9 protein-coding genes are annotated in these 16,481 nt (G+C 43.0%); 4 read left to right on the top strand and 5 right to left on the bottom strand.

The window, feature by feature from the left end; genetic code table 11:
• Positions 1-54 precede the first annotated feature (54 nt).
• Positions 55-1,253, top strand: a protein-coding gene (locus BV372_RS30665; RefSeq protein WP_143845396.1) for an IS630 family transposase whose coding sequence is annotated in 2 segments (ribosomal slippage) — positions 55-517 and positions 517-1,253 — 1,200 coding nt in all. Because the reading frame shifts where the segments join, the coding sequence is not laid out codon by codon here.
• Between the two features lie 67 nt (positions 1,254-1,320).
• Entirely contained in the window at positions 1,321-2,100 is a 780-nt protein-coding gene (locus tag BV372_RS30660; RefSeq protein WP_086690662.1) for a carbon-nitrogen hydrolase family protein, read from the top strand.
• Positions 2,101-2,371: 271 nt separating this feature from the next.
• Here the strand turns inward: BV372_RS30660 and BV372_RS30655 are convergent, their stop codons facing one another.
• Positions 2,372-2,833 carry a hypothetical protein gene (locus tag BV372_RS30655; RefSeq protein ID WP_086690660.1) on the bottom strand — a complete coding sequence of 154 codons (462 nt, stop codon included), beginning with the start codon at positions 2,831-2,833 and terminating at the stop codon, positions 2,372-2,374.
• Positions 2,834-3,032: 199 nt separating this feature from the next.
• On the opposite strand from BV372_RS30655, the gene BV372_RS37250 reads away from it, so the two are divergent.
• On the top strand, positions 3,033-9,269 hold the full coding sequence (locus BV372_RS37250; protein WP_086690658.1) for a PAS domain S-box protein: 6,237 nt from the start codon (positions 3,033-3,035) through the stop codon (positions 9,267-9,269).
• A 12-nt stretch (positions 9,270-9,281) separates the two neighbouring features.
• Positions 9,282-10,364 (top strand): response regulator, encoded by a 1,083-nt coding sequence (locus BV372_RS30645; RefSeq protein WP_086690656.1) that lies wholly within the window; start codon positions 9,282-9,284, stop codon positions 10,362-10,364.
• Positions 10,365-10,453: 89 nt separating this feature from the next.
• Here the strand turns inward: BV372_RS30645 and BV372_RS30640 are convergent, their stop codons facing one another.
• The 4 genes from BV372_RS30640 to nadC form a co-directional block, all read right to left on the bottom strand.
• Positions 10,454-12,166, bottom strand: a complete 1,713-nt coding sequence (locus BV372_RS30640) for a diflavin flavoprotein (protein ID WP_086690664.1) — start codon at positions 12,164-12,166, stop codon at positions 10,454-10,456.
• A gap of 198 nt (positions 12,167-12,364) precedes the next feature.
• Positions 12,365-14,083, bottom strand: a complete 1,719-nt coding sequence (locus BV372_RS30635; RefSeq protein WP_086690654.1) for a diflavin flavoprotein — start codon at positions 14,081-14,083, stop codon at positions 12,365-12,367.
• 590 nt (positions 14,084-14,673) lie between these two features.
• A complete protein-coding gene (locus BV372_RS30630) occupies positions 14,674-15,156 on the bottom strand; it encodes a pentapeptide repeat-containing protein (protein WP_086690652.1) in 483 nt (160 codons plus the stop codon).
• Between the two features lie 237 nt (positions 15,157-15,393).
• A complete protein-coding gene (gene nadC / locus BV372_RS30625; RefSeq protein WP_086690650.1) occupies positions 15,394-16,263 on the bottom strand; it encodes a carboxylating nicotinate-nucleotide diphosphorylase in 870 nt (289 codons plus the stop codon).
• Between the last annotated feature and the right edge of the window lie 218 nt (positions 16,264-16,481).

The following is a 16,481-nucleotide window of genomic DNA, read 5'->3' as shown; positions in this document are numbered from 1 at the left end:
TGGACTGACACAGCTAAAATAGTGCAATAGATATGCCAAGGTGAGGACTCGAAAGTGGGAAGAGGTCGCCGAGATAAAGTCCATCTGACGGTAGAACAGAGAGAAAAACTGGAACAAATCAGCCGAAATGGCTATTCACCCGCCAAAAAAATCCTACACGCTAGAATTCTGCTCATGTGCGATGAAGGAGAACAAGGAACAAAAAAATGGACGGACGAGGAAATAGCACAAGCTTTACAGGTACATAGGAACACAGTCGGAAGGATTCGCCAAAGATTTCTGCTCAAAGGCGAAAAACCTGCCTTGGAGCGATGCCTTCGGCGGGCTACGCCTACGCAAAGAAAGACTCCTCCCACCGCGCCAAAAGTAGATGGAGCAACCGAAGCACATATCATCGCCCTTTGTTGTTCCGATCCACCTTCTGGGAGAGCAGACTGGACAATTAGACTGTTAACAAGAGAACTGAAAAAACGGACAATTGTCACCGAAATCTCTCGTGAAACCGTGCGACGCACTTTAAAAAAAACCAATTACGCCCTTGGAAAACGCAAAGATTCTGTATTCCAGAACGGGATTTAGCGAGATTCGTGTCCCAAATGGAAGTCATTTTAGACCTTTATAGTCAGCTACATAGTGAAGATGAACCCTTAATTAATATGGATGAAGCCTCTGTCCAGCTGACTGGGCATGTCTACGAACCCCTAGAAATGGAACCAAATCACGACAAAAAGGAGGATTATCACTATACCCGTGAAGGAGTGCAAGCTTTGTTTATGTTTTTTGATCCGAATCGGGGATGGCGCAGAGTTAGTAACCGAGATCATCGCACTCGTGTTGATTGGGCAGAAGAAGTCCGTCAACTTTTGGATGTAGATTATCCTCAAGCGCGAAAAGTAAAGTTAGTCTGTGATAATCTCAACACTCACAACATTGCCTCACTTTATGAAGCATTTCCCGCCCCAGAAGCCCATCGATTAGCCAGACGGCTAGAAATTTATCATACTCCCCGAAATGGCAGTTGGTTAAACGTAGCTGAAATTGAACTGAGTATTCTATCAAAGCAATGTTTAGCCAGAAGGATTCCTACCTCTGAACAACTCAAACTTGAACTCTTAAACTGGCAACAGGAACGCAATCATAGTGCTTCTAAAGTAATATGGCAGTTTTCTACTCTTGATGCCCGGGTGAAACTGCAACATCTTTATCCAGTTTTTCAGGAGGAGGAATCCGTTAGTTCTAATGCAACATTTTAGCTGTGTCAGTCCACTACGATTTCAGCTTTACTTTATAAATAACCTCTAACCACTATTAAAAATATTTATGAATCCTACTGTTTCTGCTACTGTTGCTCAGTTTCCAGTCTCTTTGGATATCTCAGCTAACATGGATCATCTTCTCTCAATCCTCTATGCTGTTGAGGAACAAACCCTTGTGGTTACTCCGGAAGGAGCTGTTTCAGGATATTCGCAAGACTCGATATTTCTAGAGCAAATAGATACAGTTTTACTTGAGCACGCAATCGAAAAGTTACGTGATGAAGCAGCTCAACGTCAACTACACCTTGTCGTTGGTTCTTGTATGCAAGAATTAGGCAGTTGGTATAATGCCGCTTTGTATTTCGGGCCTAGCAAAGAGTTCTACGTATATCGGAAAATTAATTTGGCAACGAGTGAACGGGGCTTCTTCAAAGCAGGAGATGAGCTTCCTGCGTTTTCTGTTGTAATTTGTGGGCTGACGGTATCGCTTGGTATTCAAATGTGTCGTGAGATTCGCTATCCTGAGCAATGGCGCTATCTTGCCTCTAAAGGCGTTCAAGTTTTTGCTTTCCTTAATAATGCTGTGGGAGATTCAGAAATATGTCCTATATGGCGAAGTCACCTCGTAAGCCGTGCTGCTGAAACACAGCGATTCATTCTAGGAGCCAACAACGCTGCACCAGATCAGAAATGTCCAACGATGATAATTGCTCCTTCTGGAAAGGTATTGTTTGAGGTAGTATCGCCTTACACAGCAATGGGAAATAGCAAACTGAACCTATTAGATGTGTCAAATTCAGTGCTAGATCAAGCAAGAACAGATGTCATTAGTTTTAGTCGATGACGTTTAGTTATTCGAGTAAAATGCAATAGTTAGTCAACCTTTAAACGCGATCAATATTCTTAAAGCCTCACTCAAAGGTTTTAATTACACCCAGGTAAAAAATTTGGCAATCCTTATGCGGATTAGCGGTACATTTGAAAAATTTTAGGTGCGTGAAACTATTTCCAGGAATTTTCAGAAACGAAGCCGAGAGAGATACTATATTATGTACTTGTCAGGCTCAGATGCTACCAAATAAATTACTTAGCAGAAATTCAATTTTTTCACATCCTTAGTTCTTTCTTTGGACAAGATAGCCTTGGCGGTAATCACTTTTCTTGAATCTGGAAGCTTGACGTGCAGACCACTGACGCATAGGAGTAACTTTCTCTACATGAAGTAGCTTCTGGCGATAAGTATTATTATCTGTCAGTTGAGCGATCGCACCAGCAATAAATCGAGCGCAGCGTTCTGGCTGAGATGAGACTTGTTCTTCTGCAAAGCGGATAACCAGCCAGTTTGCATCGACAAAACACTTGTTTCTATAGTCATCATCGCCGATAGAGTGAGTAGGCTTCCCAGTTGCAAATGAGATAGGCTCATCAACCTCCAAGTCTATGTGCAAGCCAGTATTTGGTTCAATCATCAGAAAATCAGCCGTAAATGGTAGTCGATGCCCTGGTGGAAACATCACCTGCTGGGGAGAAACGACTGCTTTCGCAGATTGGATTGAATGTAGTGAAACACAACATATAAAAAATTTCGAGCAGTTAGCATACTCTGCGGGAAACCTTTTTGCGTCTACATTCTTTCAGCTAACTTTGTCATTATAAGCAAGTATAAGTACTTATCTATCCTTTGCATAAATGTTTTTTAATTTACGTCATGTTAAAAACATGACAATTATCGAGGTACAATTTTTTAAAACGCGATCGCGTTTATATTTTTAAGTTATGAGTCATCGCTCCTGTCTTACCATCCTCTTGATTGATAATTGCGCTGTAGATCGGATGGCATGTCGTCGCTTTTTGAAGCAGGACAGCCTAGATACTTATCGCATTTTGGAGTTTGAGACGGCAACAGAGGCGATGCAATGGTGTCAGCAGGAAACGCCAGATGTCATCTTACTAGATTTTCTGTTACTTCATGGGGATGGGCTAGAGTTTCTTAGGCGATTGAGAGAACGCTTGAGTCATACTCAAACCACTATCATCATGCTGACGGGACAGGAAGATGAAATCATCACTGTCAATGCGATTAAAAGCGGTGCCCAAGATTATTTAGTCAAAGATAAGCTCACCCTGGCAGGTTTTCAACGTACAATTCATAATGCGATTGAAAGGATGCATTTAACTCGGCAGCTAGAACAAAGTCGAGAACAGCAACAATTAATTAACGCGATCGCTTTACGAATTCGTGACTCTTTCAAACTGAAAGAGATTCTGCGGATAACAGCAAAAGAAGTGCGGCAGTTTCTCAAGGCAGATCGGGTACTAGTTTATCAATTTCAGCCAGATATAAGCGGTAGTGTTGTTGCCGAGTCGGTGCTTCCAGGTTGGACAGTCACCCTCGGTAGGCAGTTTCAGGGCACTTACTTTCAAAAAACCACAGCAGCCGATGATTGCCAGGGAAAAAAGCAGGCGATCGCTGATATTTATCAAGCAGGTTTACCAGAGTATGATGTGCAGTGGCTGGAACAATTGGAAGTAAAAGCCAATTTGGTAGTCCCCATCCTGGCAACAGGTCAATTATGGGGATTGTTAATAGCTCATCAATGTTCTGGACCTCGTCATTGGCAAGCGGCAGAATTGGAATGTTTGGAGCAAGTCGCTGTGCAAATATCGCTGGCAATTCAACAGGCGAGTGCTAATGAGCAGGTACAAGCAGAACTGCTAGAACGCAAACGCATACAAGCAGCGCTGCGAGTCAGTGAAGGAAAACTTCAGATCACCTTAAATCTTACTCACATGGGTTATTGGAAATGGAACCCAAGCACTGATGAAATATTTCTCAGCGAGAATACAATTCGCTGTTTTGGCTATGAGAAGAGTGACTCGAAGCTGACTTTTGAGCAACGGTTAAACCTGATCCATCCAGAGGATCGGCAATTGGTAGAACGGGAATTTAATCAAGCGATCGCCACACAAACTGATTACGCTGTGGAATACCGAGTATTGTGGCAGGATGGCAGCATTCATTGGGTATCTGAAAAAGGAAAGGGAGTCTACGACGAAACTGGGCAACTATTGCGAATGCTGGGCGTGTTGATAGACATTAGCGATGTCTACGACGAGCATCGCTTACGCAAACAAGCAGAAGATTCTTTGCGGGAGAGCGAAGAACGTTTCCGCTGTACTTTCGAGCAGGCTGCTGTAGGCATGAGCCACGTATCGCTTCAGGGGCACTTCATTCGCCTCAACCAGCGCTTCTGTGAGATTGCCGGTTATCCTCAAGCTGAACTCCAGACTTTAACCTTTCAAGAGATTACCCATCCAGAAGATTTGACAGCTGATTTACAGCAGGTAGAGAAACTCTTAGCTGGTGAAATTTCCACCTACTCAATGGAGAAACGCTATATCCGCAAGAATGGTTCCATTGTCTGGATAAACTTAACAGTTACGCTGGTGCGCGATCGCTTTGGTAAACCGAACTATTTCATTTCTGTAATTGAAGACGTCTCAATCCGCAAACAAGCTGAAGCCTGCTTACAGGAAAGCATTACTGAGCGCATTTATGCAGAACAAGCATTGCAACAATTAAATCAGGAACTTGAAGCTAGAGTAGAACGACGCACAGCGGCTTTAAGGGAGAGTGAAGAACGCTGGCAGTTGGCGCTGCGGGGCAGCAATGACGGAATCTGGGATTGGAATATTAAAACTGGTGAAGTCTTCCTCTCAACTCGTTGGGAAGAAATGCGCGGCTTTGCAGAACATGAACTTAACTACAACGTAGAGGAATGGACAACCCAAATTCATCCAGACGATCGCGATCGCGTCTTGAGCGCAGTTGCAGATCATCTGGCGCGCAAGTCGCCCTTGTTTCGCGAAGAATACCGAGTCAAGTGCAAAGACGGATCTTATATGTGGGTGCTAGATCGAGGGCAAGCATTATGGGATGAAGCAGGCAATGCGATTCGCATGGCAGGTTCGGGAACGGATATCACCGAACGCAAACAAGCAGAAGCGCAGTTATTAACTCTTTCTAGAATGCAACAAGCGATTCTGGATGCGACTGATTATTCCATTGTTTCCACTGATTCCCAAGGCATTATTAAAACCTTCAATGCTGGTGCCCAAAAAATGTTTGGCTATACAGCAGATGAAGTGGTTGGTTTGATGACGCCAAGCTGTATACTCCACGACGAAAAAGAAATCAAGCAAAAAGCAGCAGCACTCTCATTAAAACTGGGCAGGGAAATTGCACCAGGTTTAGAATTTTTTACTGTTATTACCCAACAGGAAAAAACCTATGAGGATGAATGGACATACATTCGCAAAGATGGCTCTCGGTTCCCTGTAATTCTGACAGTGACAGCCCTGCATAATAATGAAGGAGAAACTATCGGATTTTTGGGTATTGCCAAAGATATTACCCAGCCCAAACAGATGGAAGCGCAACTCCGTAAAAGTGCAGCTCACCTGGCTACCGCCCAGCGAATTGCTAATTTGGGTAGTTGGGAATTTGATTTACAAACGCAAACAGCCATCTGGTCAGATGAGGTATTTCGCATTTTTGGACGCGCTCCTCAGTCTGGTATACCTAGCTACGACAAAATGCTCCAGTACATTCATCCAGACGATCGCGATCGTTGCAATTTTATGGTGCAGCAAGCGATCGCCCTTGGGCAATCCTATGAAATCGAGTATCGCTATTATCGCCTAGATGGAAGTTTGCGCAATTTACTGTCCCGGGGCGAAGTCATATTAGATGCTGATGGCAAACCAAAACAGTTGATCGGCACTATCTTAGACATTACCGAACGCAAACAAATAGAACAAGCTTTGCGGGAGAGCGAACGCCGTTATGCAACTTTAGCAGAAGCCTCACCAGTTGCGATTTTCCGCCTTGACACTGCTGGAAACTGTGTTTATGCGAACAATTGCTGGTGCGAAATGACAGCTAGACCAACACAAGCAGCATTCGGAATGGGATGGGTATTAACCATACACCCGGAAGATCGCGATCGTATCTTTACAGAATGGTCTCAAGCATTTGAGCAACAAGAACCATATCGGAACGAAGGCAGATTTCTCCGCCCAGACGGCAGCATTATCTGGTTTTATGTCCAGGTCCTACCTGAAACCGACTCTAAAGATAGCATTATCGGCTATATCGCTACACTCACAGATATCACAGGTCGCAAACTTGCTGAAGAGGAACTTGTCCGTAACAAGAGATTGCGGGAGGTAATTTTCAACGAATCTACTGATGCTCTGTTTCTAGTTGATCCGCAAACGCTGCTTACCCTGGATTGTAATCGACGAGCGATAGAACTCTTTGAGGTTGCTGACAAAGCTGAACTAATCGGTATTGAAGGGCATACACTCCAACGCCATCAATTCTCTGCCGAAGAGATGGCTGCTATTGTGGCAGAAATGCAGTCAAAAGGTTTTTGGAGCCGAGAAATTGAATATGTTACTCATCAAGGTAACTCTTTCTGGGGCAACATTGCAGCCAAGCCGATTACCGTAGCCGAACGTAACCTGAACTTAGTGCGCGTGACAGATATTAGCGATCGCAAACAAGCCGAAGAGGTACTCGCAACTTATACCCGCGAGCTTGCAGATCTCTATAACAATGCTCCTTGTGGCTACCATTCTCTCGACACTGACGGTCGATTTGTCAATATTAATGATACGGAATTGCAATGGTTGGGGTACACCTATGAAGAAATGATCGGCAAATACTTTGTTGATTTTGTCTCGCAAGCAAGTCGCTTGGTTTTTTGCCAAAACTATCAAGAATTCAAAAAATGTGGTTGGGTGAAAGATCTAGAGTTTGAGATGATCTGTAAAGATGGGACAATTTTACCAGTGTTGCTGAATGCAACTGCCGTTAAGAGTGAAGATGGCACCTATCTATGTAGCCGTTCCAGCATATTTGATATCCGCGATCGCAAACAAGCTAAACAAAAACTGGAAGAATCACGCACAATGCTGCGATTGGTACTCGATACAATTCCCCAACGTGTGTTTTGGAAAGATCGCCAGTCGCGGTTTTTAGGTTGTAACCCTGGCTTTGCTAGCGATTTTCAACTGACTCCCGATGAGATTATCGGCAAGACCGACTTGGATTTACCTTGGGCAAATTGGGCACACCTCTACTGTGCAGATGATGCCTATGTGATGAACACTAGAACTCCCAAACTAGGTTACGAAGAGCCAACAAACAATCTCAATGGTGAGCAAATATGGATACGAACTAGCAAAGTTCCCTTGACTAATAGCGCAGGTGAGGTATTTGGCGTCTTGGGTTCCTATGAAGATATCACCGAACGCAAACAAGCTGAAGAACAACTGCGGCAGACAAATGAGCAGCTTGCCCGCGCTACTCGCCTCAAAGATGAATTTCTCGCCAATATGAGCCATGAGCTGCGAACGCCGCTGAATGCAATTCTGGGGATGTCGGAAGGCTTCCAGGAAGGCGTGTTTGGTTCTATAAATGAACGCCAAGCAAAAGCGATCGCCACCATCGAGCGTAGCGGCAGACATCTGCTAGAACTGATCAATGACATCTTGGATTTATCTAAAATCGAATCTGGCAAATTTGAGTTGCAGCTGAGTGATGTTTCGCTTAAGAGCCTCTGCGATTCCAGCCTCGCCTTTATCAAACAAATGGCGTTGAAGAAAAATATTCACCTCTGTACTAGTATTGCCAACAATCTTGGTAACATTCAAGTAGATGAACGCCGCTTACGCCAGGTGCTGATTAACTTGTTGAGCAACGCGGTCAAGTTCACGCCAGATGGGGGATTTGTGACGCTAGAAATTTGCTTGGAAGATAAGGAGATGCATGAAAGTACAGCAGAGCAGGAAGTAATTGCTTCATCTTCCCAGTCTTGCGGATTAACATTTAACCACGTTTCCTGGAAATCTCTAGTCCCCCAACCACAGTACTGTAATAGCTCTTACCTTTGCTTCTGTGTTATTGATACCGGCATCGGCATTAGCCCTGAAGATATTAGCAAGTTGTTTCAGCCCTTCATCCAGCTTGATAGCAGTCTCAATCGTCAGTATAACGGCACAGGTTTAGGCTTGGCGCTAGTGCAGCGAATTGCTAGCTTGCATGGAGGAACAGTATCGGTTAGCAGTGAAGTTGGGCAAGGCAGCTGTTTTACTGTCCGCATTCCCTACAAAGCCGGTGTTAAGCTTACAAACCAGGTAACGCCTCCATTGCCTAGCCTTCGCTTACCTGCTGCTAATTCTCCAGTTTTGATTATCGAAGATTCGGTTTCTGCTGCTGAACAAATAACTCGCTACCTCAACGAAATGGAAATGCAACCCATCGTCTATGCTCAAGGCGAAGGAGCTATTGATGAAGTGTTGCGAGTTCAGCCTGCTATTATCTTTTTGGATATTCAACTGCCGAACCTGTCGGGTTGGGATGTACTAAATCAACTTAAAGCTCACCCAGAAACCAAAGAAATTCCAGTCATCATCATTTCCGTAGTGGACGAGCACACCAAAGGAATGGTTCATGGCGCTTCAGAATATTTAGTAAAACCTATTACTCGTGCTCAGTTTCGCGCAACTCTAGAGAAACTACAACATCCTACCCATCCCGGCTTATCTGCATTGATGGTAGCACCAGAGCCAGATGTAGAAGCTCCTTTGATTTTGCTGGCAGAAGACAACCAAGCAAATATTGATACAATGTCCGGCTATCTTGAAAATCGAGGATACCGTCTGGTATTGGCAAAAGATGGACAACAAGCCATTGATCTGGCCCTAGCTAGAAAACCTGACTTGATTGTGATGGACATACAGATGCCAAGCGTGGACGGACTAAAAGCGATGCGACGCATTCGTAAAGATCGGCAATTTGTCGATGTTCCGATTATTGCGCTAACGGCGCTAGCCATGCCAGGCGATCGCGAAATTTGTTTGGCAGCTGGAGCTAACGAATATTTGACCAAACCCGTAAAACTCAAACAGCTTGTAATCACAATTCAACAACTTTTAGCCAAGTAGCGACAATTTTTCATGTACACTCAACCCTCTATTTTGGTAATTGATGATGAACCGGATAATTTTGATGTTGTTGAAACATTGCTAGATGGTGAAAATTATCGGCTCTACTACGCTTCTAGTGGTAAACAAGCTCTTGATCGCCTGGATAGTTTTGAACCCGATGTGATTTTGCTGGATGTAATGATGCCCGATCTAAATGGGCTGGAAGTATGCCGACGTATCAAAGCTGATCCACAATGGCAGATGGTGCCGATCATTGTATTAACGGCATTAAATACTAAAGAAGATTTGGCTCAATGTCTAGCGACAGGTGCAGATGACTTTATTAGTAAGCCCGTCAACAGGGTAGAGTTACGAGCTAGAGTTAATTCGATGTTGCGGATTAAGCAGCAGTACGACAATCAGCAAGCTTTGCTTAAGCTGCGAGAAGACATGGTTAACATGATTGTGCATGACTTGCGAAATCCCCTTGCCAGTATTGTCTTATCGGTTGATATTCTCCAACTTCCTGGAGTAACACCTGAAAAACAGCAACGAAAACTAGCTCAAATTGATATCGCTGTAGAACAACTCCAATCTTTGATTGATAACTTGTTGCTGATGGCAAAGTTAGAATCTGACAAAATGATTCTTAACTACAAAGAAGTAGACATTAGTGAGATTTGTATTTCAGCCGTAGCAGATATTGAGGCGATCGCTACTCAAAAGCAGCTGACTTTAGTAAGCGAATTACCGAAACTGAGCAGGATTATTAAAGTAGATGCAACCATCTTCCGGCGAGTGCTGGATAATCTACTTTCTAATGCAATTAAATTCTCGCCGTCAAACTCTCAAGTCATCTTACGAGCAGAGTATTTGGAATCAGGAATTGTGAAAGTGCAAGTTGCTGATTCTGGCCCCGGAGTTCCTCCAACGCTCCGTCAAAAAATTTTTGATAAGTATGAAACCGGAAATTTAATGCAAGAAGTTACACAAATTGGTTTAGGATTAGCTTTTTGTAAAATGGCGATAGAGGCACATCACGGCAGCATTTTTGTTGAAGATAATCATCCCCAAGGTAGTATATTTACAGTATTTTTAAAAGATAGTTCCTAAAGAAAAAAAGGGTAGAGCAATGTTTGTTTTTGCTTCTTTCCCCTTCCTCCTTAACCTAACTGTAATTAGTGGTTACTTACCAGTAAAACCTAATAATGAGTACCTGTTTTCCGATGGTTAATAGCAGTCACTGCATCAGGTTTGAGTAATTTACCGTTATCAACAGTTGCGTAAACTACCCAATGATCGCCAGATTCTAGACGTTGACTCACTGAGCATTCAAGATAGGCTACGGCATCAGTCAGGACAACACAACCATTATCAGCCACTGCTGTACTAAAGCTAGCAAATCTATCTTCTCCTGGAGCAAAAGATTTGCGAAAATGCTTCATGTAGTCTACATGATTGCCTTCTTCTAAAATATTTAAGGTAAATTTACCACCAGGATACATCAACGATTCAATGGCTCGTTCTTTAGCGATCGCCACAGTGATACCTGGTGGATTAAAGGTTGCTTGAGATACCCAAGCACCTAGCATTCCTGTGGACACTTCTCCTTGCTTTGCTGAAACTACACAAACTGAACCAACAATCCGACCAACAGCTTGTTCTAAAGGAGTAGCCGATTGTTGCGGTACGCGCACCTTTTTCGCTTTTTTTATAGTTTGGGCAAAATCTGTGCCTAATTCTTCACAGTATTTGAGAGTTACATCATCAGGTTTAAACTTGACCTTGAGGGTTTCAAAACCAAATTTATAGCCAGCATCCCGGAGTTTACCTTCAATTAAATCAAATGCTTCACCACTCCAGCCATAGGAACCAAACACCCCAGCCAGTTTATTATTATCGCCATCGCTGAGGACAATTCCTAAAGCTGTATGAATCGGGGTAGGTGCATGACCACCAATAGTAGGAGAACCAATGATAAATGCATCACACTCTTGCAAGGTAGTGCGGATTTCATCAGGGGGTGCAAATTCGCAGTTGATTGATTTTACCGCCACTCCACCTTTGGTCAATCCGAGAGCGATCGCTTGTGCTAAAGTTGCCGTATTTCCATAAGCTGAAGCATACAGCAGTGCTACAGATATTTCCCTGGTTCTTTGAGCATGGCTCCAATCTCCATAGGATTTGGTGAGTTCAATTAAGCTGGTGCGTACCAAAGGCCCGTGACCAACACCATACATTCTCACCTGTAAATCAGAGATTTTCTCCAAAGCTGCTTCTACATGCAGAGCATTGGGAGCCATTAAACAGTTGTAATAGTATCGCTGGTCTTCCTTGAATGTTTCCCAGTTCTCATCAAATACCTCATCGCCACAGATATGAGAGCCAAATAATTTATCTGTGTAGAGAATTTGGGTTTGTTGGTCGTAGGTACAAAGCGCTTCTGGCCAACGCGGGCTAGGAGTAGGGAAGAATTTTAAAACATGACCCTTACCTAAATCTAAAGTTTCTTTCCCCCGCATCACCAAGATATTTAAAGTGTCATCAGGAAAAGCATTCCGTAAATTAGCTGCACCAGGAAGCGAACAGACAAAAGTAATCTGCGGTGCTAGTTCTAGAAGCGTTTTATAAGTTGCGACGCGGTTAGGATTAAAGTGACCCAGAATTACATAATCTAACCGTTTTAAATTAAGCGTCTGCTGTAAAGCTTCGAGATAAATTTCGGTGAAAGTTTCCGCCGGTGGGTCAATAATTGCAGTTTTATCGCCTTCAATTAAATAGCAATTGGAGGTTGTACCCCTTTCAAGTGCATATTCAATTTCAAACCGCAGACGTGACCAACTACGTGCTCTCAGAACTTTAGTATTTGTCGCAATGGGCAAAACTTGTACGTCACGGGGTTTGGAATTGCTCATAGATTTCGGGTAAGATTTACGAAAAACTTGGAAAAACCGGGTAGGATTTACCCAGTTTTTAGCGAATTCAAAGACGCGGGTGAGGGGATTGGGGAATCTCATTTGATTGATGAAATCCTGGTAGAAGATCAGGGAGTAGAGAAAGATGAGGGAGCTATTCATCCTCATCCCCCTCATCCTGTCCATCTCTACTCAGCTTTAGTAGTAATTACCTACTTTGCGATGACGAACGGCTGTCAGTCCTTCTGATTTGGATACACGTCCTTCTTGGACTGTGCAATATAAAATCCAGTGGTCGCTGCATTCAATGCTGCTTTGCACTTCACATTCCATATATGCCAGTGCATCTGTCAGAATTGGGGAACCGTTCTTCGCTGTTTGAGTTTTTACACCAGCAAATCGGTCACCACCGGGAGGTAAACGCTTAAGAAAGTGCTTCTTCAGTTCTTGATAATTGCCTTCTTCTAGAACATTAAGAACGAAGCGATCACCTATTTGCATTAAGGAATCAATCGCGCGGTCTTTAGCTACGGCTATTGTCAATCCTAAGGGTTGTAAACTTGCTTGGCTTACCCAAGATGCAAGCATTGCACTGCTGACATCACCCTTCTTGGTGGTAACAATATATAATCCGCTGCTAATCCGACCCAACGCTTTTTCCATATTCACGTCGAGGGACTTGATCTGCTTGATGTTGCGTTCGCGCATCAGCACTTGTCCCAAGTCCGTACCCGCTTCTGCACATAGCTGGTATGTAGAGGCGCTAGGAGCTTCTTTAATCCGAATCGCTGGGAAGGCTTCCTTGACACCCAAGTCGATAAATTTACGTCGCAGTGTATCAATGGGTTCATCATCCCCACCGTAGCACTCAAACAATCCTACCAGTTGCTTGCTGTTGACCACAGATAGCAGCGAACTGATACCAGCTTGAGCAGCAGCAGCAGTAGTAGGCGGCATACCAATAATAATGCCAGCTGCTCGACCTGCTAGTTCTTGAATTTCTTGAAGTTCAGCGGAACTCAGATCGATCATTTCGATCCCAACTCCAGTTTTTTGAACTCCTTCACCAAGTGCCTGAATTAGCTGATCGCCAAAGCCGTATTCTGAAACATAAAACAAGCCGACGGTGGTTTCTGCCTTTGCTTGTCTTTGGCTCCAACTTTGGTAACACTCGGTCAGCACATCTAGATTGTGGTGCAGTAGGGGGCCGTGACCGTTGGCAATAATGTTAATTTTCCCCAAGTCACCCATTCGCTTCATTGCATTCAGCAAGGAGCGCGCATTGGGACCCATCAAGCAATCGTAATAAAATCTAAAGTCAGCTTCAATCGCCTCTAAGTCTTCGTCAAAAGTGCGATCGTCACAGAAGTGCATCCCAAAAGCATCACAGGTGTAGATAACTTCGGTTTTGCGGTCATAGCTGAAGATGGTATCTGGCCAGTGCAGGTTAGGCGCACTCACGAATTCGATTTCGTGTCCTTTGCCAATATCGATGCGATCGCCACTTTTGACAATCCGCTTGGAAAATGGCTCGTGTACCAAACCTTCTAAAAATTGCAATGCAATTTTGGAAGCTAAAACAGTCGCTCTAGGAGCTAACTGGAGAACATCTTCTACCAAGCCGCTATGGTCTGGCTCTGTATGGCTGACAATAATGTAATCAATAGTCTTGGGGTTCACAAGACTTTTTAGTGTGTCTAAATACAGTTGACGAAACTTCTGGTGAGAAGTATCAATTAAAACTGTTTGCTCACCCCTAATTAGATATGAATTGTAAGTCGTACCATTTTGCAGTCCGAATTCGATATCGAAGCGATCGCGGTCCCAATCAAGAGAGCGAATCGCCGTTGTGTTAGGGGCAATTTCTACAGTTTGTATAGTTAGCCGATGCTGAACGTTCTCTGCGATCGCTACCATTATTCGTCTCCGAGCGCAAAACAACAGTATTTTTGTCTGCACCCATTGTCCCGATAATTTTTTCTTTAAGCTGTAATGAAGGTTAGTTTTTGCAAAAATCTAGTTGTAGCAATTGTTGCTCTTTTCTAGCATATTTTTTGACTTAAAAAATATACTAAAAATTAAAATTATTCCAAGTATCAAGTATTAAATATTGATATTTGTTTGCATAATTTAAAATCCCAAAACTATCATACATATCATTTTGATATTGGCAATAATTTCGTAACAAAAAGCATAAAATATTTAACTATTATATAGTTTTACGATTTTTTATATTTACGATTACTTTTATTTATGTTAAGAAATAGTAACTTTACAACTAATCTTAAGTTAAGATAATTACTGATTATAAACTATAATTGTTACAGTACATATATCCAAGTACTATGCACAAACGAATGCGATCGCTAATTAATTAAGCGAAGAATAATTGTTAGTTGATTATCGACAAGCAAAAGAAGATACAGAGCGTAACCATTACCAAATTATTTTGTTATTGGCGGCAGAAAAAATTACGACTTGATGCATCATTACTGGCAAACGAAGATTCAGACACATTGATCGTTCCGAATGCTTCCATCAAGCATGACTGTGTTACAGAGAAAACAGTTATCAAGTTTAACCCCAATAGCATAAGTCAAGTTAGCCCATCTCAAATCAGCACCACCCAAATCGGCTCCAGTCAAATCAGATCCAATCAAATCGGCCTTTCTCAAATTGGCAAATCGAAGTTTGGACTCTCGCAGGTTGGCTCTACTGAGAATGGCTCCTTCCAAATCAGCTTGCTCCAAGGAGGTTCTACTGAGGTTAGCATCTCTAAAGTTGATATCGGCAAGATAGTGATCGCTAATGTAAGCTCCACTGATATTGGCATGACTGAAGTTAGATCCTTCCAAAGTATTACACGCAAAAATAGCTCCACTCAAGTTAATACTTTGCAAGTCAGTCTCGATTAGTTGACCTTTAACTTGGACGGATATAAAATTTCTCTCCCCAGCAGTATAACGCTGCAACAACTCTTCAGCTTCCATAACTCAACTTCCACATTAACCAGTACATATAGATATTGAGCCGAAATATAACCAAAAATCTGCAATATAAACTGAAAAGGCTTGATTTTCCATCTCTGGCTCAAACAATTGCTGCTTGAAGAAATACGCACAAGGATTTCGTCGGATATTTATATTTAATAGCTACCCAACTTTTTGAGATTTTATTTCCCCAAGATGCAACAGCACACTAATTTTCCTGTAAAGTTATCAGCCTGCTTATGCCAGGGGAATTTTCATACTCAAATCCAACCACTTCGACTGCGTAATCGGCGCACTACTAGAAATATAGTCCACACCTGTTTGGGCTACAGCGCGAATCGTGTCCAAAGTTACATTACCTGAAGCTTCAATTTTGATATGGCTATACTGTTCGCGAATCATCTGCACCGCCTGAGACATCATATCTAGAGGCATATTGTCCAACATAATAATGTCAGCTTTATGCTCTAGCGCTTCTTTGACTTGCTCTAGAGTTTCTGTCTCTACTTCTATTGTTAGGGGATAAGGGATCTGGGAACGGATACGGGTAATTGCTTCGCCAATCCCTCCAGCCGCAGCAATATGGTTATCCTTGATCATGACCGCATCATCCAGTCCCATACGATGATTAATTGCCCCACCCACAGTCGTTGCGTATTTTTCCAACAATCTCAGCCCTGGTGTAGTTTTGCGTGTATCTACCAACTGAGCAGGTAAATCGGCAATTTGCTCTACATATATATTAGTGAGAGTCGCAATCCCACTCAACCGCATAGCTAAGTTAAGCGCCACCCGTTCTCCCATCAACAGCGCGTCCAATGAACCATGAATTTCCGCTACTACCTGTCCTTGTTCACACGATGCCCCTTCATTTGTCATTGGCACAAAACTGACTTTTTCATTCAAAAGCTGAAATACCCTAGCTGCAACTGGTAAGCCAGCAATGATTCCTGGGGCTTTCGCTATCCATTTGGCTGTTCCTGGTGTGACATCTTTAGCTAGCAGGCTGTTTGTTGTGCGATCGCCCCGACCAATATCCTCCAACAACCAGCCATGCAACAGTGGATCTAACACTAGCCAAGGTGGCAAAACACCAAACTTGCTCACAACTTTATTGCTTCCTTCTCAACTTCCAGGAATACTATAGCCTAAAATCCTTACTGCACAAGGCTTTTACTTCCAACTCTAAACAACTCAATTTTTTTGAAAAAAAGAGTTGACAAAGCTAATTAGGCTCGATATATTAGATAAGTGCCTGAGAGCGGAGCGAGAAAAAGCGACGCGGTCAGGAGACCGAACCTTGAAAATATTATAGTTTGAAAGCC

Source organism: Nostoc sp. T09 (assembly GCF_002154695.1).
Taxonomy (GTDB): Bacteria; Cyanobacteriota; Cyanobacteriia; order Cyanobacteriales; family Nostocaceae; genus Aulosira.
The sequence above is the reverse complement of the archived record's forward strand: the minus strand, read 5'-3'. Positions and strand labels throughout refer to the sequence as shown.

Excerpts from the sequence above, each read along its gene's own strand:
- BV372_RS30660 (WP_086690662.1), top strand. The coding sequence starts at position 1,321 with ATGAATCCTACTGTTTCTGCTACTGTTGCTCAGTTTCCAGTCTCTTTG.
- BV372_RS30645 (WP_086690656.1), top strand. The coding sequence starts at position 9,282 with ATGTACACTCAACCCTCTATTTTGGTAATTGATGATGAACCGGATAAT.
- BV372_RS37250 (WP_086690658.1), top strand. The coding sequence starts at position 3,033 with ATGAGTCATCGCTCCTGTCTTACCATCCTCTTGATTGATAATTGCGCT.
- BV372_RS30635 (WP_086690654.1), bottom strand. The coding sequence starts at position 14,083 with ATGGTAGCGATCGCAGAGAACGTTCAGCATCGGCTAACTATACAAACT.
- BV372_RS30640 (WP_086690664.1), bottom strand. The coding sequence starts at position 12,166 with ATGAGCAATTCCAAACCCCGTGACGTACAAGTTTTGCCCATTGCGACA.
- BV372_RS30630 (WP_086690652.1), bottom strand. The coding sequence starts at position 15,156 with ATGGAAGCTGAAGAGTTGTTGCAGCGTTATACTGCTGGGGAGAGAAAT.